The organism is Alistipes senegalensis JC50 (assembly GCF_025145645.1).
In the GTDB taxonomy this organism is placed as follows: domain Bacteria; phylum Bacteroidota; class Bacteroidia; order Bacteroidales; family Rikenellaceae; genus Alistipes; species Alistipes senegalensis.
In genome coordinates this window covers 3,200,567-3,218,680 of record NZ_CP102252.1, presented here as the reverse complement: position 1 = coordinate 3,218,680, position 18,114 = coordinate 3,200,567, and the positions used below count along the sequence as shown (strand labels likewise).

Sequence of the window (18,114 nt, the reverse complement as noted above, 5' to 3'; positions counted from 1 at the left end):
TAAGGTTACAGAGTATAGGACAACGCAGGATAGGAAACGCCCCCGACCTGCACGCGGACCGAGCCGCCGTTCTCCGACCAGTCGCCCAGCGTGATGACGACCGTCTCGGCCGAAGCGTCGGACGTGGGCAGCAGCACCGTAGCGTAACGCACGACGGGTTCGTCGGCCGTCTTTTCGAGGTTCAGCTGGTAAGCCTTGCGCTCCGCGGTCTGGTTGATGTTGTAGGAGACGAAGCCCGTTTTCTTGACGAATGCCCCCGTCTTGCTTCCCCGGGTGCGCACCAGCAGGTTGTTGCCGTCGGAGAACGCCGTGTGGAAACCGCCCTCCTCCGGGTCGTACACCACCTGCGAGTCGTCCCCCTCGGTGATGTTGAAGTTCAGGTTGACGGTGCCCGCAGCCGTGCCGTAAGCCTCGTCGAGGATCACATAGAACTTGTCATCGACCATGAAAATCGTACGGCGGTGGGTCAAACCCTCGTAGGAGGGATTCTCCAGCACCAGCGCCTCGTACCAATGGCCCGAACCCGACCTGGAGAACTCTTTGAGCAGCTTGCCGTCGCTCGAAACGTTCGCGTCGCCGAGCGTGACGGTGTTGTGGGCCGTCGAAGCGGCGTACTTGCGCCGGTCGGCATTCGACGAGGAGGTGCCTCCGTAGGAGAAGCAGCCCGAGTCGGGGAAGAAATTGCGCCCCTTGACCCACAGTTCGAACGTGTTGTTGTCGTACTGGCGGTGCCATTGCTCGGAGGGACCGTCGGGGGTGTTTTGCAGCACCATCATCATATCGGAGGTCGTCCAGCCCGAGCGCATCACGTAATAACCGCCGTCGGGGAAGGTCTTGACCTTGGTTTCGGGCATCGTGCCCTCGGCGCCGCCCGTCGCCATCCACAGCATCTGCTGATTGTCGGGGAAGAGGTTATAGTAGTTGGTGAGATTGCGTCGAAGTACACTGGCAGTCCACGTGGCACGGCGCGTGTCGGCCATGTTGGGCACCGTATAGTCGGGATAGATCATGTTCATCACCACGTCGGTCATCTTGCGCATCGACTCGACGTAATTCTCCGGGAAGCGGCTCTCCTCGCCGTTGCGCTGCGCCACCTCCAGCGAAACCCGGAAATCCTCGATGCCCGAGATGTGGTAGTGCAGGTCGCCGTCCATCAGCCAGCCGTCGGGGAAATACTGCGCCGTCACCTCACGGCTCAGCACGCTCGTACCGCTCTGCTTCCAGGCCGAAGCGTTCTTCAGCTCGGGGAACAGCATGCCGGCGAATGTCACGGCCTGAGCCTGGGTGATCAGATGGTTGGAGGTCGTCGAATAGTTGTTCATGATGTGGTTGGCGTGCTCGTCGAGATGGGTCAGCACCTCGGCCAGCCACTCGACCGTAACGGAGGGCGACTGCTGGTAGTACTCCAGCAGGGCGCACTGGTCGATCAGGCGGGCAGCCACATCGAGCGGACGCCACGAAGCGTGATTGGTCACGTCGGTCCCCTGCTCGGGCTTGGGATTCTGTTTCAGCCAGTCGCCGTAGACCTCGATCCAGTTCAGCGCGTATTTCTCATCCGCCGAGGCGTAGTAGGTCTTGGCCTGCGGAACCATCCATTGATGGCGGTGGAGCTGATAACGCTGCTCCTGCTCCCTCGTGGGCCAGATCGTCCAGTCGATGCCCGTGCCCTCGGAATTCAGGTAGGAATAAGGCACGTTGGACTCACCGGCATTGGGATCGAAGTAGTTGTTGACATAGAAACGGTAGTCGTTCTCGCGGAGCGCGTAATCGGCCCAGCGCTGCTCGTTGGCCGTGGGCGTCACGCTCGAAAGATCGACATTGGGATTCAGCCCGTGCGTACGCGAACGGTAGTAGTTCATCAGTTCCTCCAGCGCCATGTAGTAGTCGCCGATGTCGTAAGCGCGCTTCACCTTCGTCAGACCGCTGTAATCGAGATTCAGCACCTCGAACACGCTGGCGTCGATGCCTTCGTTCATCGACCCCGAGCCGCTCTCGACCCACTCTTCGGCCCGCTTCATCTCGGGGAAAATCGTACCGGCGCGGAACACGGCGTGCGCCTCCGCAGCCTTCGTATCGACATCCTCCGAATAGTGCGTCCTGACATGCTCGGCCTGCTCGGCGAGATTCGTCAGGAACTTCGAAAGCAGCTGCGGCGTGAAAGAGGTCGATTGCATGAAATAATAGAGCAGATCGCACTGGGCCTCGACACGGCAGGCCACATCGGCCGGACGCCAGGCATACAACGCCTCGCGCGACTCCTCGGGCTGCGAGGCGGGATCGGCGTCGTAGTCCACGTCGCCCGTCGGACGGGGATATTTCCCCAACCAGTCCTCGTAGACCGTCACCCATTCGGAGGCATAGGTTTCGTCGAGCGACGTGCGGTAAGCCTTTCCCTGCGGGACCATCCACTGATGGCGGTGTACGCGGTAGCGCTGTTCCAGATCGCCCGTCGGGCAAACGGTCCAGTCAACGGCCCGGGATTTCAGGTAGGAATAAGGCACGTCGCCGTCCATGTAACCCTCAACGTAAAAACGATACTCGTTGGCGAGGAGCGCCTGATCGGCCCACACCTGTTCCTCGGCGGAGATCGAGGGTGCGATCAGGTTGACGTTGCCGTTGACCACGTCGGTCCGGCCACGGTAGTATTCCAGCAAAGCCTGCGCCGCCAGGTAGTACTGGTCGGACTCGTAGTAAGCCTTCACGGCGGCAAGACCGGGATAATCGAGGTTCAGAGCGCTGAACACGCCCGCTTCGATCACGCTGTTGTCGGGAATCGTCGGCTCCGTGGAACCCGTTCCGCTGCCGTTGTCCGATCGTCCCAGATCATCCGACAGACAGCCCGCCGAGAACAGGACTGCCACGATGAATCCGAACGCCGAAATTTCAGTAAAAATGCGTTTCATAGGTTATTAGGTGATTTTAGGTTTTTTCAGAACCGGCGTCAGATCCGCCGCGGGTCGAGGCCCCGCAGCGACAGGTAACGCCCGATGGCTTCGAGGTAGTAGTAATCCGCATAGTTGAGCGGAGTGTCGATCTCGCTGTCGGCAGGCAGGTGGCCGACGCTGTGCATCAGGATGAAGCCGCCGTTGGTGCCCTTCCCGGCCAGATAAGCGTCCGACGAAAGGTTCATCAGCAACGTTTCGGCATAGTCGAAGTACTTCCGGCCCTCGGCCTCGGGAACCATCGTCGAAAGCTCGAACAGAGCCGACGAGATCACCGCGGCGGCCGAAGCGTCGCGCGGAGCGTCGGGAATGTTCGGGGCGTCGTAGTCCCAATAGGGAATCCGGTCGGCGGGGGTGTTCGGATGGTGCATGATGAAGCCGGCGATCCGCTCGGCATGTTTCAGGTATTTCGCGTCGCCCGTCTCGCGGTAGCACATCGTGTAGCCGTAGAGGCCCCACGCCTGTCCGCGGGCCCACGCCGAGGAGTCGGAGTAGCCCTGGAACGTCCCCCGGCTCTCGACCGTGCCGTCGTCGTTGTAGCTCACGACATGGAACGAGCTGGCGTCGTCGCGGAAATGGTTCTGCATCGTGATGTCGGCATGGCGGACCGCCACGTCGCGGTAGACGGGATCGCCCGTGTGCTTCGAAGCCCAGAAGAGCATTTCGAGGTTCATCATGTTGTCGATGATGACCGGGTAGTTCCACTCGCCGAAATCCCACGAACGGATCAGCCCGATGCGGGGATCGCAGCGCGAAACGAGGCTCTTGGCGGCCTCGACGATCACCTCTTCCGAATGCCGGTCATGCAGCGTCTGCATCTGCTGGCCGAAGCTGCAAAAGACCATGAAGCCCAGGTCGTGCGTCCCTTTATAATATTGTATGCCCTCCAGCCGGTCGGTGTATTTCCGGGCTTCGGCGAGGAGTTTCTCGTCGCCCGTGAAGCGGTAGCACTGCCAGAGCGATCCGGGGAAGAATCCGCTTGTCCAGTCCTTGGCATCTACGGCCCGGAATTTGGGCATCAGCGAACGGGGAAAGCAATTCGTCGTGTCGAGTTCGGCGGCAGCGTCCAGCAGCTGGCTGTCGGCGACTTCGAGGGCGTGTTTCAGGGATGCGATCTTCGGATCTCGCTCCGCAGAGCACGCACCCAGCACGAACAGAGAGAGGAGACCCACAATGGGGAGAAAATTTCTTCTCATGAGCGGTTCAGGTTTTTTGTTCAGGTTTTACATGTTTCGGTAAGCAAAATTACCGATAAGCCCCCGCAAGCACCCTGAGAATTGAAGAATTGATTTTAGAAACCGCTCAAATAAACTTTGAATTTGTGCAATCGGATGCGGAATTTGTCCAAAAACGGCCCCGGAAAGCCCTCCGGCGAGGTCGGAACAGACGCCGCGCCCGGGCCGCAAAGGGCACGAAAAACGGGAGTTCCGCTCGCAGAACTCCCGTACGACATATCGCCGCAGGTTATTTCAGCGGAGAATCGGGCTCCCGGGACATCACCAGATAGAACATCCGGTCGAGAAACGCCGGGGCGAATTTCTTCACGAAATGCGTCGCGCGCCCCTCGATCTCCATCAGGCAGAGGCGTTTGCGCCGGAGGATGCCCTTCGCCACGATGCGGGCGACCTGCTCAGCGGTCATCATCTTCGCCTCGTCGCGCGGAGTTTCGCCCTGCTGCGACCCGTCGGCCGTCAGGGCCGAGAAACGGACGTTCGAGGCCGTGAATCCCGGGCAGGCGATCATCACATGCAACCCCTTTTTGAGATTTTCGATGCGCAGCGTTTCGAGGAAGCCCGTCATGGCGTATTTCGAAGCCGAATAACCCGTGCGGCCGGGCAGCCCGTGCAACCCGGCGACGGACGAAATGCCGACAACCGAGCCTTTCGACGCCTGCAAGTAGGGCAATGCGTATTTGCAGCAATAGACCGCACCCCAGAAATTGACATCCATCAGCTTGTGCAGCACGTCGAGCTCCACGTCGTCGAAGATCGCGCGCATCGAGATCCCCGCGTTGCAGATCAGCACGTCGATGCCCCCGAACTCACGGACGGCGGTGTCGATCAGCTCCTTGCATTCGGCAGGCTTCGTCACGTCCACGCCGCAGTAAGCCGCCCGGCCGCCCGTCGAGCGGATGTCGCCCGCCAGAAGCTGCAATTTCTGGACGCTGCGCGCCCCGAGCACCACCTTCGCGCCCTGCGCGGCATACTCCTTCGCCATCGCCTCGCCGATGCCCGACGAAGCCCCCGTGATGACGATGACCTTATCCCTGAGTGTTTTCATACTGTTCGTTTATTTCGATTTCCAATGTGTCGTAAGCCAGATGCACCCCTTCGGGAAGCATCGTCTCCGTCGCGGCATGCAACCCGATCTCGTGGGACATGTGCGTAATATAAGCCTCGCGCGGCCCGACGCGGCGGATCAGCGCCAGCGCCTCTTCCAGGTTGAAATGCGACGGATGCACGGCGAAGCGCAGCGCATTGACCACCAGCACCTCCGCCCCGCGGAGCTTTTCGACCTCGGCATCCTCGATGGTCTTGAAATCCGTGAGATAGGCCAGCGGCCCGATGCGGTAGCCCGTGACCCGGAAGCGTTCGGAGTGGCGTCCCGAAACCGGGATGATCTCCACGCCCCCGACCGCAAAGGGGTGCGCCACGTCCACCTCGTGCAACTCGATCTCCGGGACGCCGCGGTATTTGTCCTGCGCGAAGGCATAGTCGAAATCCTTGCGCACGCACGCCAGCGTCTGCGGCGCAGCGTAGATGTGGACCTTGTGGATGGTCGGCGGATAATCGACGAAATTGAAAGCCCGCACGTCGTCCAGCCCGCCGATGTGGTCCTTGTGTTCGTGGGTCAGCAGGATGGCGTCGATATGGCGCACGCCCGTGCGGAGCATCTGGTAGCGGAAATCGGGTCCGGCGTCGATCACCAGCCGCACGCCGTGCGTCTCGACCATAGCCGCCGTGCGCAGGCGTTTGTCGCGCCGGTCCGCCGAGGTGCAGACCTTGCAGCGGCAGCCGATGACAGGTACGCCCTGCGAGGTTCCGGTTCCCAGAAAGGTGAGTTTCATGGTTACAAAGATACGAATAAGCGAGAGCAAAAGCAAGTTTACTTGCATTTTGCCGAGCGAGAGTATCTTCGGCACAGCCAAAGTGCGAATAAGCCGAGAGAAAAAAGCAAGCTCGCTTGCATTTTTTCCGCCTCAATGTGCACCTGCCCGATGCCCGGACGCCAGCGGCGGCGGCAGGGTCAGAATCAGCCTTTTCATCGGAATATTCATAATTCCGATTTGTTTCCGGTCTTGGCCGGTTCATAGCGTTTCAGGTAGTCGTCGATGAGCTCCAGCCCCTTGGCTGTGGAGATGCCGCGGAAAAAGTTGCTGATGATCTGCACGAAAGCCTCGCGCTCGGTCATCCCCTCGGGCAGCGGGATGTCCTTGCGCTTGGTGATGGCCGAAGCCGTGTAATAAAGCACCGCAATGGCCAGATCGAGGTTGAAACTCCCGGTGAAAAGCCCGTCGGCAATGCCCGTTTCGAGCATCCGCAGCAAATCGAGACGGCTCTGGGCAGTCCCTTCGCGCATCAGCCTGGCGTGAACGGCCGGATAGAACTTGCGCAGGTTGCCCAGCAGCCGCTGTATCGTCTCCGACTCGTCGGCCACGCACCCCAGCACCATGAACATCGCTTCGAGCACGTTGCGGGCCCCGGCGCAGGCTGCGGCCCGCTCGATGCGCTTGCACTCGAAAAAACGTTCCATAGCGAGGTAGAGCAACCCCTCCTTGTCGCCGAACAGCTCGTAAAGCGCTCGTTTCGAGACACCCAGCTGCTGCGCGATGTCGTCCATGCGCACCGACCTGATGCCCTGGGCGACGAACATCTGCATCGCCTGTTCGATGATTCGTTCCTTCTGGTCCATGATCCGATCCGAATTGATACGGTACAAATATAGACAGGGAAACTCATGAAACAAAAAAGTTTTCCGTTTTCGGCGGTTTTTCAACGAATCCGACCAGGAAGAAGCCGTCGGGGACTACTCCGCCGTGGGCGACAAAAAAGCCGCCGCAGGAAATCTGCGGCGGCCGGGCGAAAAATCGCGCGGATTATTTGGTGACCCGTTCGAGCCAGCGGACCATCGAGAGCATGACGAGCATCGACAAGCCGCAGGCGGCGACGAACACGGCCCACGTAGCCCACATCGGCATATGGAGGTAGAGCCATCCGCCGACGAACAGCAGGGCGTTGCCCACGGCCGTGGCGGCCAGCCAGAAGCCCTGCATCAGGCCCTGCATGTGGGGAGGCGCCACCTTCGACACGAACGCCAGACCCAGCGGCGAGATGAACAGCTCGGCGACGGTGAGGATGAAGTAGAGGCCCACCATCACCCACGGGGTGACCAGCAGCGACTGCACCTCGTCGGCGCGCATGCCGGCCAGTTCGGCCTTCGTCGGCAGGGCCAGCGAGAAGAGCATCAGGAAGACGTAGGCCAGGGCGGCGATGCCCATGCCGATGGCGATCTTCATCGGGGTCGAGACCTCGATGTCGCGCTTGCGCAGCCAGCCGAAGAACCACATGATGATCGGCGTGAGGAAGACGACGAAGAAAGGATTGACGCTCTGGAAGATCTCCGCGCCCTTGATGGTCGTGAATCCCAGGTCGATGTTGATAACGTCGAGATTCACGTAGTCGCGGGCGAAATAGGTCAGCGAATAGCCGTTCTGGTGGAACGACACCCAGAAGAAGATCACCACGCCGAAGACGGCGAACAGAGCGTAGATGCGCTGGCGGATCTCCTGGGCGGACATCTTGATCTCCTCGGCCGAAGCCTTGACGCCGGCGGCAGCGGCCTTTTTCGAAGGATCGGGGAACCGCTTGCGGTTGGCCATGTAGATCGCCAGCGAGATGAGCATCATCACGATCGCCGCGATGAACGCATAGTGGAAACCGCGGTTGAAGACATCGAGATAGGTGTTGCAGAAGGCCCCGAGGTCGCTCACGGGCGTTCCGTCGAGGTGCGCCGCCGAAGCGTAGGAATTGAGATTGGCGAGGCCCTCGCCGACCATCTCCTCGCCTTTGGCAAGGTATTCGTGGCACAGAGCCGGGAGTTTGGCGTTGTAGTCGAAATTGTTGACCTTCAGCCACCAGTTGCGCACGCCGATGGCGACGAAAGGAGCGAAGAAACCGCCGATATTGATGAACATGTAGAAGATCTGGAAGCCCGATTCGCGTTTGGTGCTGAATTCGCTGTTATCGTACATCTGGCCCACCAGCGCCTGCAAGTTGCCCTTGAACAAACCGTTGCCGAAGGCGATCACCAGCAGTCCCAGGCAGGTCAGCGTCAGGTAGAGCCACAGACTCGGCACGGGCGTCGGCGTCGGGATGGCGATGAGCAGATAGCCGATGCTCATCACGATCAGGCCCCACATGATCGTCGCCTTGTAGTTCTTGGTCTTGTCGGCAATGATGCCGCCGACCAGCGCCAGCAGGTAGATCGAAGCGTAGAAGCCCGAATAGATATACCCTGCGGTGGCCTCGTCCAGACCGAACTTGGCCGAGATGAACAGGGTAAGGATAGCCATCATGATATAGAAACCGAAGCGTTCGCCCATGTTGGCGAGGGCCGCCGCGATCAATCCTTTGGGTTGTCCTTTCATAAATTTTTTTTGGATGTTAGTAAATGTTAGTAATAGGGATTCGTTTTCGTTCGGAGACAAAGATAGAAATTTTTTCGTATATTTGGTGTCGTAACGGCACTTTTATCAGTCGGAAAGTCTTGCCGAACCGCAGGCGGTCCGGCTTCGAATCCGTCCGGTTTTTGTCATACTTTATAGAAATCCAGCATCTCCTATGGAAAAAACGCCCCGAAGACTGCCCGTCGTAGAGCGCGACGCATGGTTGCAGCCCGTCGAAGAACATATGAACCGCCGCTACGCACAGTACGAGCGGCAGATGGCGCGGATCGAGAGCGCTTCGGGGTCGATCGTGGACTACGCCAACGGCTACCGCTATTTCGGCTGGCAGCGCGACGAGGAACTCGACGGATGGTGGTTCCGCGAGTGGCTGCCGGGAGCGCACGATGTCTACGTCTTCGGCGACTTCAACAACTGGCAGCGCACCGAGATCCGCATGCACCGCGACGCGGCGGGGGTGTGGAGCGCCTTTTTCCCCACGGCGATGTACCGCGACCGGCTGGTGCACGGCTCGCTCTACAAACTCCACGTCCACGGCGACAACGGCTGGCTGGACCGCATTCCGGCCTATGCCATGCGCGTCGTACAGGACGAGGCGACGAAGAACTACACCGCGCAGTTCTGGGCGCCCTCGGAGCCGTTCGACTGGCGGGGCGACGCCTTCGACGCCTCGAAGATCGGCAGCCTGCTGATCTACGAAGCCCACGTGGGCATGGCCCAGGAGCGCGAGGGCGTGGGCACCTACCGCGAATTCACCGAAAAGATACTCCCGATCATCAAGAAGGACGGCTACAACGCCGTGCAGCTGATGGCCGTGGCCGAACACCCCTACTACGGTTCGTTCGGCTACCACGTGTCGAGCTTCTTCGCCCCGACATCGCGCTGCGGTACGCCCGAGGAGCTGAAAGAGCTGATCCGCCGGGCTCACGAGCTGGGGCTCGCGGTCATCATGGACCTCGTGCACGCCCACTACGTGAAGAACCTCAACGAGGGGATCAACGAACTCGACGGCACGGACCATCTCTATTCGCCGGCGGGCGAGGCGGGCTACCAGCCCTACTGGGATTCGAAACTCTTCGACTACGGCAAGGACGAGGTGCGCCATTTCCTGCTGTCGAACGTCAAATACTGGCTCGACGAGTTCCATTTCGACGGCTTCCGCTTCGACGGCGTGACCTCGATGATCTACCACCACCACGGCTACGTCGCATTCGACTCGCGCGACCGCTTCTTCGACCCGGGCGTCAACGAGGAGGCTCTCCTCTACCTCACCCTCGCCAACCGCCTCGCGCACGACTTCCGGCCCTCGGCCGTGACCATCGCCGAGGACGTGAGCGGCATGCCGGGGATGTGCATCCCGATCGCCGACGGCGGCGTCGGCTTCGACTACCGCCTGGGGATGGCGATTCCCGACTTCTGGATCAAACAGCTGAAAGAGGTTCCCGACGAGGAGTGGAACATCTGGGAGATGTGGTCCGTGATGACCGACCGCCTGCCCGAAGTGAAAACCGTGGCTTACGCCGAGTCGCACGACCAGGCGCTGGTGGGCGACAAGACGCTGGCGTTCCGGCTGATGGACAAGGAGATGTATTTCCACATGGACCGCGCGTCGGAGAACATCGTCATCGACCGCGGCATGGCCCTGCACAAGATGATCCGCCTGATGACCATCTCCACGGGCGGACAAGCCTACCTCAACTTCATGGGCAACGAATTCGGGCATCCCGAGTGGATCGACTTCCCGCGCGAGGGCAACGGGTGGAGCTACGCCCACGCCCGGCGGCAGTGGTCGCTGGCGCGGAACGGATTCCTGCGCTATGCGTGGCTGGGTGATTTCGACCGGGCGATGATCCGGCTGGTGAAGAAATACAAGGTGCTCGAAGAGGGCTATGCGTGGAACCTGCTGATGGACGAGCGCAACAAAACGATGGTCTTCTCGCACGGCCGGCTGCTGTTCGTCTTCAACTGGCACCCCACGGCTTCGATCCCCGACTACGAACTGCCGGTGCAGGGGCCGGGCAAGTACGTCCCGGTGCTCTCGACCGACGAGCGGCGCTTCGGCGGCCAGGAGCGGCAGTCGATGGATGCCGAGCACTTTTCGTTCCCCGCAAAGGGCGACGACGGGCAGGAGCGCCCCCGCATCCGCATCTACAACACTTCGCGCACGGCGACGGTGTTCCTGCGCAAAAGGTAGCCGCACGAATCTTATTTCGGAACTGAAAATCCCCCGAGTGCCAGGGACAGCACTTTGTGCTGTCCCTGGCACTCGGCCGTAACTATTTTCAAATTTTTCCAATGATTTCATTTTGAAATTAAAAAAATAGTTATTACTTTCGTTTCTGAAACAAAATATCCGAAACAATCCGTGGACGAACGAAGAACATTCCGGCACCCCGCAACATCGGGAACTTCCAAAACAGCGGACGCTTTTTACGCCCGCCGCAGTGAAGTGCCGAATGTATCCGCTGTAACCGGCGGCTCCGGTCGAATTTCCCCCCCCCTGCCGGAAAATCAGATTTTCCGGCCTGTATCCGGCACGAATAACCGCTAAAGGCATTCGTCGCCTCAGCGTATCCGCATACGCCCTATCCACTACCGGATATCCCCGTTGTCAAACAACTGCATGTCACGTCCGATCGGCACCCCCGATACGGACCGAATTCCGTTACCCGAATATCGGCCACGATCCTAAGTTCCATGTCGGAAATTCCGGCAGACGGCTGTTTCGGGTTCGAAACGGGCGGCGCAGAAACCGATGAACCTATTTTCCATCCAACCTTTTTATTACTAACCAACTTAAACGTCGCGTTATGAAAAAAACAACGAAACTCATTGCTCTTTTCCTGAGCTGTGCCATGCTGGCACCTGCCTTCGTGTCGGCGAATCCGGAAGAACGATCCGCCCCGGAATCCGGAACGGTCACTGCGGAAGCCCCCGCCGCCGTACAACCCCAGACGACCTGGGAGAAAATCCTGGCCAACCTGCCGAAGGTATCCGGATATTTGCAGACGGGATGGAACTACACGTCGAACGACAAAAGTTCGAGTTCGTCGTTTCAGGCAAAACGTCTCCGGCTGCTTCTCGACGGCAAGGTCTCCGAAAAGGTCGATTTCCGGTTGCAGATCGAGGCTTTCAACGGAATCTCCGGCTCGACGAACGGAAACGGTCAGAAGAACATACAGGTAATGGACGCCTTTGCGACCTGGAAAATCAGGCCCGAGTTCAAAGTCCGCTTCGGTCAGTTCTACACGCCGCTGGGATATGAGAATTACGACATCTCGCCCGCGACGCTGGAGACGGTGGACTTCTCGAATATCGTTTACCGCATGGCCTGCCGCAATCCCTACGAATACAATCTGGTAGACTACGGACGGGATCTGGGCATCATGTTCATGGGAGATGTCTTCGACTCGGGAAAAGGATTCAGCTATCTGCACTACGACGTGGCCGTCACCAACGGCTCCATTCCCTGCAAGGACGACAGCAACAAGTCGAAAGACATCTATGTCAGCTTGACGGTCCGGCCGGCCAAACACTTCAACATCAAAGGAACATTCAACTGGGGCGAGTATACGTCCAAGCAGCTGGAAGGCGGCACAGGAGTCGGCAGCGGCGATTACAATCCGATGAATCGCTACGTGGTCGGCGCCTGGTACGACAATCCCCGCGGTTTGAACCTCCGCGCCGAATACGGACACATGAAGAGCCGGGTGAACAAAGCGGACATCGTCAAGGAGAACGGTGCGTATGTACTGGCAGGCTGGCATTTGGGTAAGTTCCTCCCGATCGTCCGCTGGGATATGTACGAGGATTGCGTGAATACGGGAACGGCGAATAACTACAACCGGATACTGATCGGCTGCACTTATTCGGTGTTCAAAAACATGAAATTCCAGGTCAACTACGGACATTTCATGTACGGCGACGACGCAAAGAAGGCCCTGGGATACGACTCCTCCGAGCAGCTCCAGATCATGGCCATGTTCAAATTCTAAACTATCGGAAACAACCGTTCACACAAAAAAGAACCAACCTTAAAAATCTGCAATCATGAAAAAATTACTCTTTGCATTGGCAGCGATCGCCGCTTTCTCGACGGTAAGCGCACAGCATCTCGGCACGGAATATCGCCTGAAGAAAATCGTCGAAGTTCCCGGACGCCAGGGAATCGCCGCAGACGAAAACTATTATTACGTTTCCGACACAAGAGGTCTTTACAAGTTCGACAAGAACTGGAACCTCGTGAAGAAACACGTTCAGACGCCCGAAACTCCCCTGTTCCCGAATCCGGAGCTGGCCAACCATTTCGGAGATATCGACGTGTGGAACGGCAAGATTTACACGGGCAACGAGAAGTTCGAATACGGCCGGGGCTACAACATCGCCATCTCGGTATACGACGCCGAGACGCTCGAATGGATCGAGGATATCCCCTGGTGCGCCGAATCGGGGCAGGTAGAGGTATCCGGCCTGGCCGTGGACCGCGAGAAGAACATGATCTGGATGTCCGACTGGGTGGACAGCCGCTACGTATACTGTTACAGCCTCGAAACGGGCAAGTACTACACCAAAATGCAATGCCGTCCGATGCCGTACTGGTGCCAGGGCATTTTCATCGCCGACGGCAAGATGCTCTTCGCTGCCGACGACGGGGAATCGACCTATCAGATTCCCGACAATATCTATGTCGCCGACATCTCCGAAGTCCCCTATACGGGACTGAAAGAGGGTACCGAAGTCGTCCGGGACACGCCGTTCAGCGTAAAATTAGACAAAAAAGGCAACCCCGTCAAACGTACCGGGATGATCGCCGCCGGAGCCAAGGCCGGGCGTCTCGAACTGTTCCGCGAGATGTCGGATTTCCGCCGTGCCGGAGAGATCGAAGGTCTCTGCGTAGACCCCGTAACCGACGAACTGCTCGTATTGAACAACCGCGGCACGCAAATCATCCTCGGCATGTCGCAGGGTCCGTTCTCGGAAGAGGGCTACACCAAGGAGATTCACGAGGTATACATTTACGAAAAGGTGAAATAACACCCGGGAATTGGAACATATCCCCCCCCCGAAAAAAAGGCTGTCTGACAAATCGCAGACAGCCTCTTTTCGTTTCCGGCACCGTTCTTATTTCGCCAGGTCGCGCACGAAGGCCAGCGCCTTGTCGTAGTCGGGTTCGTGGGTGATCTCGGGCACGTACTCCACGTAACGCACCACGTCGTCCCGGTCCACGACCACCACGCCGCGGGCCAGCAGGCGCAATTCGTCGATCACGAAGCCGTATTTCATGCCGAAATCCAACTCCTTGTAATCCGAGAAGACGTGCACGTGGTCGATCCCCTCGGCGGCGCAGAAACGCTTCTGCGCGAAGGGAAGGTCCACCGACAACGCCAGGACGACCACGTCGTCGCTCAGCTTCGAAGCCTCGCGGTTGAACCGGATGTTCTGCAACGAGCAGACCGGAGTGTCCACCGACGGGAAAACGCTGAAAATGCGAACCTTGCCGCGAAAATCCTCCGACGGGACGGGTTGCAGCGCAGCGTCGATGACCGTAAATGAGGGGGCTTTTTCGCCCGCCTTGCAGCGATTGCCGACAAGCGTCACGGGCTTGCCGCCGAAAGTTACTTTGTGATCCATAATTCGTCTGTTTTTTGAATGAATTCTACAATTCCGATGCCGCCCGGCTATTCGGCCGCCTTGATCCGCGCGACGGCCTCGGCCACCCCGCGGTAAAGCTCCGGCAGGTCGATGCCCCCGATGCGGCGGTTTTCGACGACGATACGTCCGCCGACCACGACCGTCTCGACATCCGACGCCTTGCCGCAGTAGACCACATTCGACACGACATCGTGAACGGGCTGCAAATGGGGTTTCTGCATATCCACGACGATCACGTCGGCCAGCGCGCCCGTGCGGATCACGCCCAGCTCGCCGTCGGCATACCCCATCGCCCGGGCGCCGTTGGCCGTCGCCAGCCGCAGGGCCTCGTAGGCCGGGAGCGCCACGGGGTCGCCCGTCGCGGATTTTTGCAGGAAAGCCGCCGTGCGCAGCTCCTCGAACATGTCGAGGTCGTTGTTCGAGCAGGTTCCGTCGGTGCCGACCGTCACCAGCGCCCCGGCGGCCCGCAGCCGCTCGACGGGAGCCACGCCGCTCGAAATCTTCATGTTGCTCTGCGGGTTGTGCGACACGGTGACGCCCCGCGCGGCGAGGGTCCCGATGTCGCTGTCGGTCACGTGGATGCAATGGGCGCCGATCGTCTTCGGACCCAACAGCCCCAGCGCGTCGAGGTGTTCGACGGAAGTGCATCCGTATTTCTCGCGCACGATGCGCACCTCGTCCTGCGTCTCCGAAATGTGGGTCATCAGGTGCAGGCCGTACCGGTCGGCCAGCTCCTTGCCGCGCAGGAGGTTTTCGGGCGACACGGTGTAGGGCGAATGGGGCGCCACGGCGATCCGCACCCGGCCGGAACCGGCGGCGGCCAGCCGCACGGCCTCCCCGACCCGGGGCAGCACCTCATCGGCATTCGTATCGAAGTAGTTGCAGCCCAGCAGGGCCCGGATGCCCAGCCGTTCAGCCACCTCCACGCAACGATCCTCGAAATAGTACATATCAACGAACGATGTCACGCCGCCCAACAGCATCTCGACGATGCCGAGCGTCATGCCCAGCTTCACGTCGTCAGGGGTTTGGTGCGCCTCGAAAGGCCAGATATAGTCGTGGAGCCACGCCATCAGCGAGATGTCGTCGGCATAGCTGCGCTGGAGGGTCATGGCCGCGTGGCAATGGGTGTTCACCAACCCCGGCATCACGAGTTTGCCCCGGCAGTCGATCTCCCGGAGTCCGGGATGCGCCGCGCGGAACGCCGCAGCATCCGCCTCCGAAGCCGTCGCCAGCGCGATGCGGTCGCCGTCGGTGCCCACCCAGCCCGTAAAGGTCCGGGGTTCGCCGCCGGAGGCCGTCATCGGCAGCACCGTCGCGTTTGAAAAGAGTATCGGCATCTAATTCTTAATTTTTAATTTTTCACTCTTAATTTTCACTTTCCCGCGCTCGGGCTTGTCGATGGAGTTGCCCTGCACGGTGATCACGTCGCGGCCGTCCACCGAGTTGGAGTAGACCTGGATCACCTTGTTGAAGGCTCCCGGCTCGCTCTTGTGGGGTTCGTACACGATGCGGATCACCCCCGAGTCGGCGGGCGCCACGGGGCGCTTCGAGAACGAGGCGCTGAGGCACGAACACGAGGTGATGACGCGCACGATGACCAGCGGCGCCGTGCCGTCGTTGACGAATTTGAATTCGTGCACCAGATCGCCGCCCTTGCGCGGCACGTCGCCGAAATCGTGGGTCGGGTCGTCCATCTTCAGGTGCGCTCCCTTAGCAGGTCTTTCGGCATACGCCGCCCCGAAAAGCAGGCAGGCGAGGATTGTCAGCAGTAGTATTTTCATTGTTCAAATTCTATTCCGCTTTAAGTCGAAAAATATAGGTTATCGTGCCACCTTCAATCACAGCACGGCTCTCACTAAACCGCGTTCTAAGTGCAGCCTTTCGAGCTTCGTTCACCAGCTCGACATCAGATGTTGTAGATCCTTTCGGCTCATAAGCAGCACTGGTAACCCGCCCCGAAGCATCTACTGTCACACGAATAAGTACCACACCACTTTTATTTTCAGGTTGATTCGGCCGTGGCAAATTGCCCACCAGTCCGCGTCCTTTCAAGCCCTGGTCCAGCTGGTCCAGCCCGTCGGGATTGAGCCCCGGCCCGGTGCCGCTGGCCTTGTCCTCGCCCTGCGGAGCGCGGGGATTGCCCGCATTGTCGGGTTCGTCGGCCCCGCCCTTGTTCATCTTGAAGAGTGCCTTGGGGTTGGGGGTCTGGGTCACCTCGTCCTTGCCGGCGACCTGCGCCGTCTGCTCCACGGGAGCCGCAACGTCGTGCACGCGCGGCTCGGTGGCGATCTTCACGGGCGGCTTCGGCGGCTCGGGAACGGGCGGCTCGGTGAAATCGACGAGGATCGTGTCGCCGGGCTTCTCCACCGCCTGCGAAACGTCGAACGACACCAGCGCGAACGAACCGGCCAGCAGCACGCAGTAGACCGCCGCCGCGACCGCCGCCCATCGGCGAGGATTCTTATTATCGGGATCGTAATAATACATTGGCTTCCCAATTAAAAATTAAGAATGAAAAACTAAAAATTGTCCGTACGGCAAATCCGGCCATACATCCACAATATCTCTCTTTCAATTCTCAATTTTTCATTTTTAATCGAACTTATTTCGGCGATGTCGCCAAAATAAGTTTGTAATTGTTGTCCTTGGCGATGTTCATGACCTTGACCACCTCATCGACGGCCACCGTCTTGTCGCAGTGGAGCGACACCGTGGCGTCCTTCTGGCCGTCGAGGCGCGCCTTCAACGCCCGCTCCACGCCCTCGATGCCCTGCACCTTCTGCAACTCGACGTAGTAGTTGTACGACGCGCCGCTCTGCTGGATCGAAACCGTGGTCATCGCCTTGTCCTTCAACTGGTTCGAGCTCTTCGGAAGCATCAGTTTCAGGGCGTTGGGATTGATCAGCGTCGTGGCGATCAGCAGGAACAGCAGCAGCAGGAACATCAGGTCGGTCATCGACGAGGCCGAGAACGATTTATCGACTTTCGATCCATGTTTGATTGCCATAATGCGTTATTTTTGAACGGGTTGATTCAGAATGTCCATGAATGCGATCGAGTTGGCCTCCATCTGGAACACCAGCTTCTCGATGCGAGCCACAAGGTAGTTGTAGCCGAAGTAGGCCGGGATGCCGACGATCAGACCCATCACCGTGGTCACCATCGCCACGTACATACCGCTCGACAACAGCCCCAGATCGACCGTGCCGCCCGCGGCGGACATGTCCATGAAGGTCTGCACCATGCCGAGCACCGTGCCGAGAAAACCGATCATCGGGGCGCCGCCGGCGATCGTGGCCAGGAACGGCAGGCCGTTTTCGAGCTTCGAGACTTCGAGGTTGGCGACGTTCTCGATGGCGGTCTGCACGTCGCTCATGGGGCGTCCGATGCGCTCGATGCCCTTTTCGATCATGCGGGCGATCGGCGTGTCGGTCTTCTTGCAGAGGTTCACGGCCGTCGAGATCTTGCCGTCGGAGATGTAGTCGCGGATGCGGTTCATAAAGTTCATGTCCAGCACCGAAGCCTTGCGGATGGCCATGAAGCGCTCCACGAAGATGAAAATCGTCACGCCGCCCAGCGCCAGCAGCGGCCACATCAGCCAGCCGCCTTTGGTAAACAGGGTCCACAAGCCCATGCGGGTCTCCTCACTAACGGCCACCGCCTCGGCAGCCTGCAAAAATGTCATCATAGTGTTTTACAAATATTAAAGTTTACAAGTATTCTATTCCTCAATCTCGCTTTCGAGCGCTTTGGTATTTACGGCTCCCGGAGCAAGTCTTCGCTACCAGCCTTCCAAACGCGACTTTTCAAGCCGCCCTCGGAGGGGACTTGTCG

At 59.3% G+C, this 18,114-nt stretch carries 15 protein-coding genes; 3 read left to right on the top strand and 12 right to left on the bottom strand.

The annotated features are described in order from the left end of the window. Positions 1-5: 5 nt before the first annotated feature. The 6 genes from hepC to NQ519_RS12875 form a co-directional block, all read right to left on the bottom strand. Entirely contained in the window at positions 6-2,903 is a 2,898-nt protein-coding gene (hepC, locus tag NQ519_RS12900; RefSeq protein WP_019150746.1) for a heparin-sulfate lyase HepC, read from the bottom strand. Positions 2,904-2,941: 38 nt separating this feature from the next. After that, a complete protein-coding gene (locus NQ519_RS12895; protein ID WP_026076522.1) occupies positions 2,942-4,138 on the bottom strand; it encodes a glycoside hydrolase family 88 protein in 1,197 nt (398 codons plus the stop codon). Positions 4,139-4,406: 268 nt separating this feature from the next. Next, a complete protein-coding gene (locus tag NQ519_RS12890; protein ID WP_019150748.1) occupies positions 4,407-5,222 on the bottom strand; it encodes an SDR family oxidoreductase in 816 nt (271 codons plus the stop codon). After that, a complete protein-coding gene (locus NQ519_RS12885; protein WP_019150749.1) occupies positions 5,203-6,009 on the bottom strand; it encodes an MBL fold metallo-hydrolase in 807 nt (268 codons plus the stop codon). The genes NQ519_RS12890 and NQ519_RS12885 overlap by 20 nt, the downstream gene beginning before the upstream one ends. A 206-nt stretch (positions 6,010-6,215) precedes the next feature. After that, positions 6,216-6,854, bottom strand: coding sequence for a TetR/AcrR family transcriptional regulator (locus NQ519_RS12880; RefSeq protein WP_026076523.1), 639 nt, complete (start codon positions 6,852-6,854; stop codon positions 6,216-6,218). Between the two features lie 184 nt (positions 6,855-7,038). Beyond that, positions 7,039-8,589 carry a peptide MFS transporter gene (locus tag NQ519_RS12875; RefSeq protein ID WP_019150751.1) on the bottom strand — a complete coding sequence of 517 codons (1,551 nt, stop codon included), beginning with the start codon at positions 8,587-8,589 and terminating at the stop codon, positions 7,039-7,041. Between the two features lie 193 nt (positions 8,590-8,782). Between NQ519_RS12875 and NQ519_RS12870 the strand changes: the two genes are divergently transcribed. From NQ519_RS12870 to NQ519_RS12860, 3 genes are all read left to right on the top strand, one after another. Continuing rightward, positions 8,783-10,819 (top strand): alpha-amylase family glycosyl hydrolase, encoded by a 2,037-nt coding sequence (locus NQ519_RS12870; protein WP_019150752.1) that lies wholly within the window; start codon positions 8,783-8,785, stop codon positions 10,817-10,819. A 616-nt stretch (positions 10,820-11,435) separates the two neighbouring features. Beyond that, positions 11,436-12,620: a porin gene (locus tag NQ519_RS12865; protein WP_019150753.1), complete on the top strand. Its 1,185-nt coding sequence runs from the start codon at positions 11,436-11,438 to the stop codon at positions 12,618-12,620. Positions 12,621-12,675: 55 nt separating this feature from the next. Beyond that, positions 12,676-13,659, top strand: a complete 984-nt coding sequence (locus NQ519_RS12860) for a YncE family protein (protein WP_026076524.1) — start codon at positions 12,676-12,678, stop codon at positions 13,657-13,659. Positions 13,660-13,746: 87 nt separating this feature from the next. Here NQ519_RS12860 and tpx read toward each other — a convergent pair whose 3' ends face one another. The 6 genes from tpx to NQ519_RS12830 all read right to left on the bottom strand — a co-directional run bounded on the left by tpx (position 13,747) and on the right by NQ519_RS12830 (position 17,968). Then, the gene (gene tpx / locus NQ519_RS12855) at positions 13,747-14,256 is read right to left on the bottom strand and encodes a thiol peroxidase (protein ID WP_019150755.1); all 510 of its coding nucleotides are present in this window, start codon (positions 14,254-14,256) and stop codon (positions 13,747-13,749) included. Positions 14,257-14,303: 47 nt separating this feature from the next. Next, entirely contained in the window at positions 14,304-15,617 is a 1,314-nt protein-coding gene (locus NQ519_RS12850; RefSeq protein WP_026076525.1) for an amidohydrolase, read from the bottom strand. Continuing rightward, positions 15,618-16,061 carry a DUF1573 domain-containing protein gene (locus NQ519_RS12845; RefSeq protein ID WP_019150757.1) on the bottom strand — a complete coding sequence of 148 codons (444 nt, stop codon included), beginning with the start codon at positions 16,059-16,061 and terminating at the stop codon, positions 15,618-15,620. It abuts the gene before it with no gap. A gap of 10 nt (positions 16,062-16,071) precedes the next feature. Further along, positions 16,072-16,767, bottom strand: a complete 696-nt coding sequence (locus NQ519_RS12840) for an energy transducer TonB family protein (protein ID WP_019150758.1) — start codon at positions 16,765-16,767, stop codon at positions 16,072-16,074. A gap of 115 nt (positions 16,768-16,882) precedes the next feature. Next, positions 16,883-17,287, bottom strand: a complete 405-nt coding sequence (locus tag NQ519_RS12835) for an ExbD/TolR family protein (RefSeq protein ID WP_019150759.1) — start codon at positions 17,285-17,287, stop codon at positions 16,883-16,885. Positions 17,288-17,293: 6 nt separating this feature from the next. After that, positions 17,294-17,968 carry a MotA/TolQ/ExbB proton channel family protein gene (locus NQ519_RS12830; protein WP_010261042.1) on the bottom strand — a complete coding sequence of 225 codons (675 nt, stop codon included), beginning with the start codon at positions 17,966-17,968 and terminating at the stop codon, positions 17,294-17,296. Between the last annotated feature and the right edge of the window lie 146 nt (positions 17,969-18,114).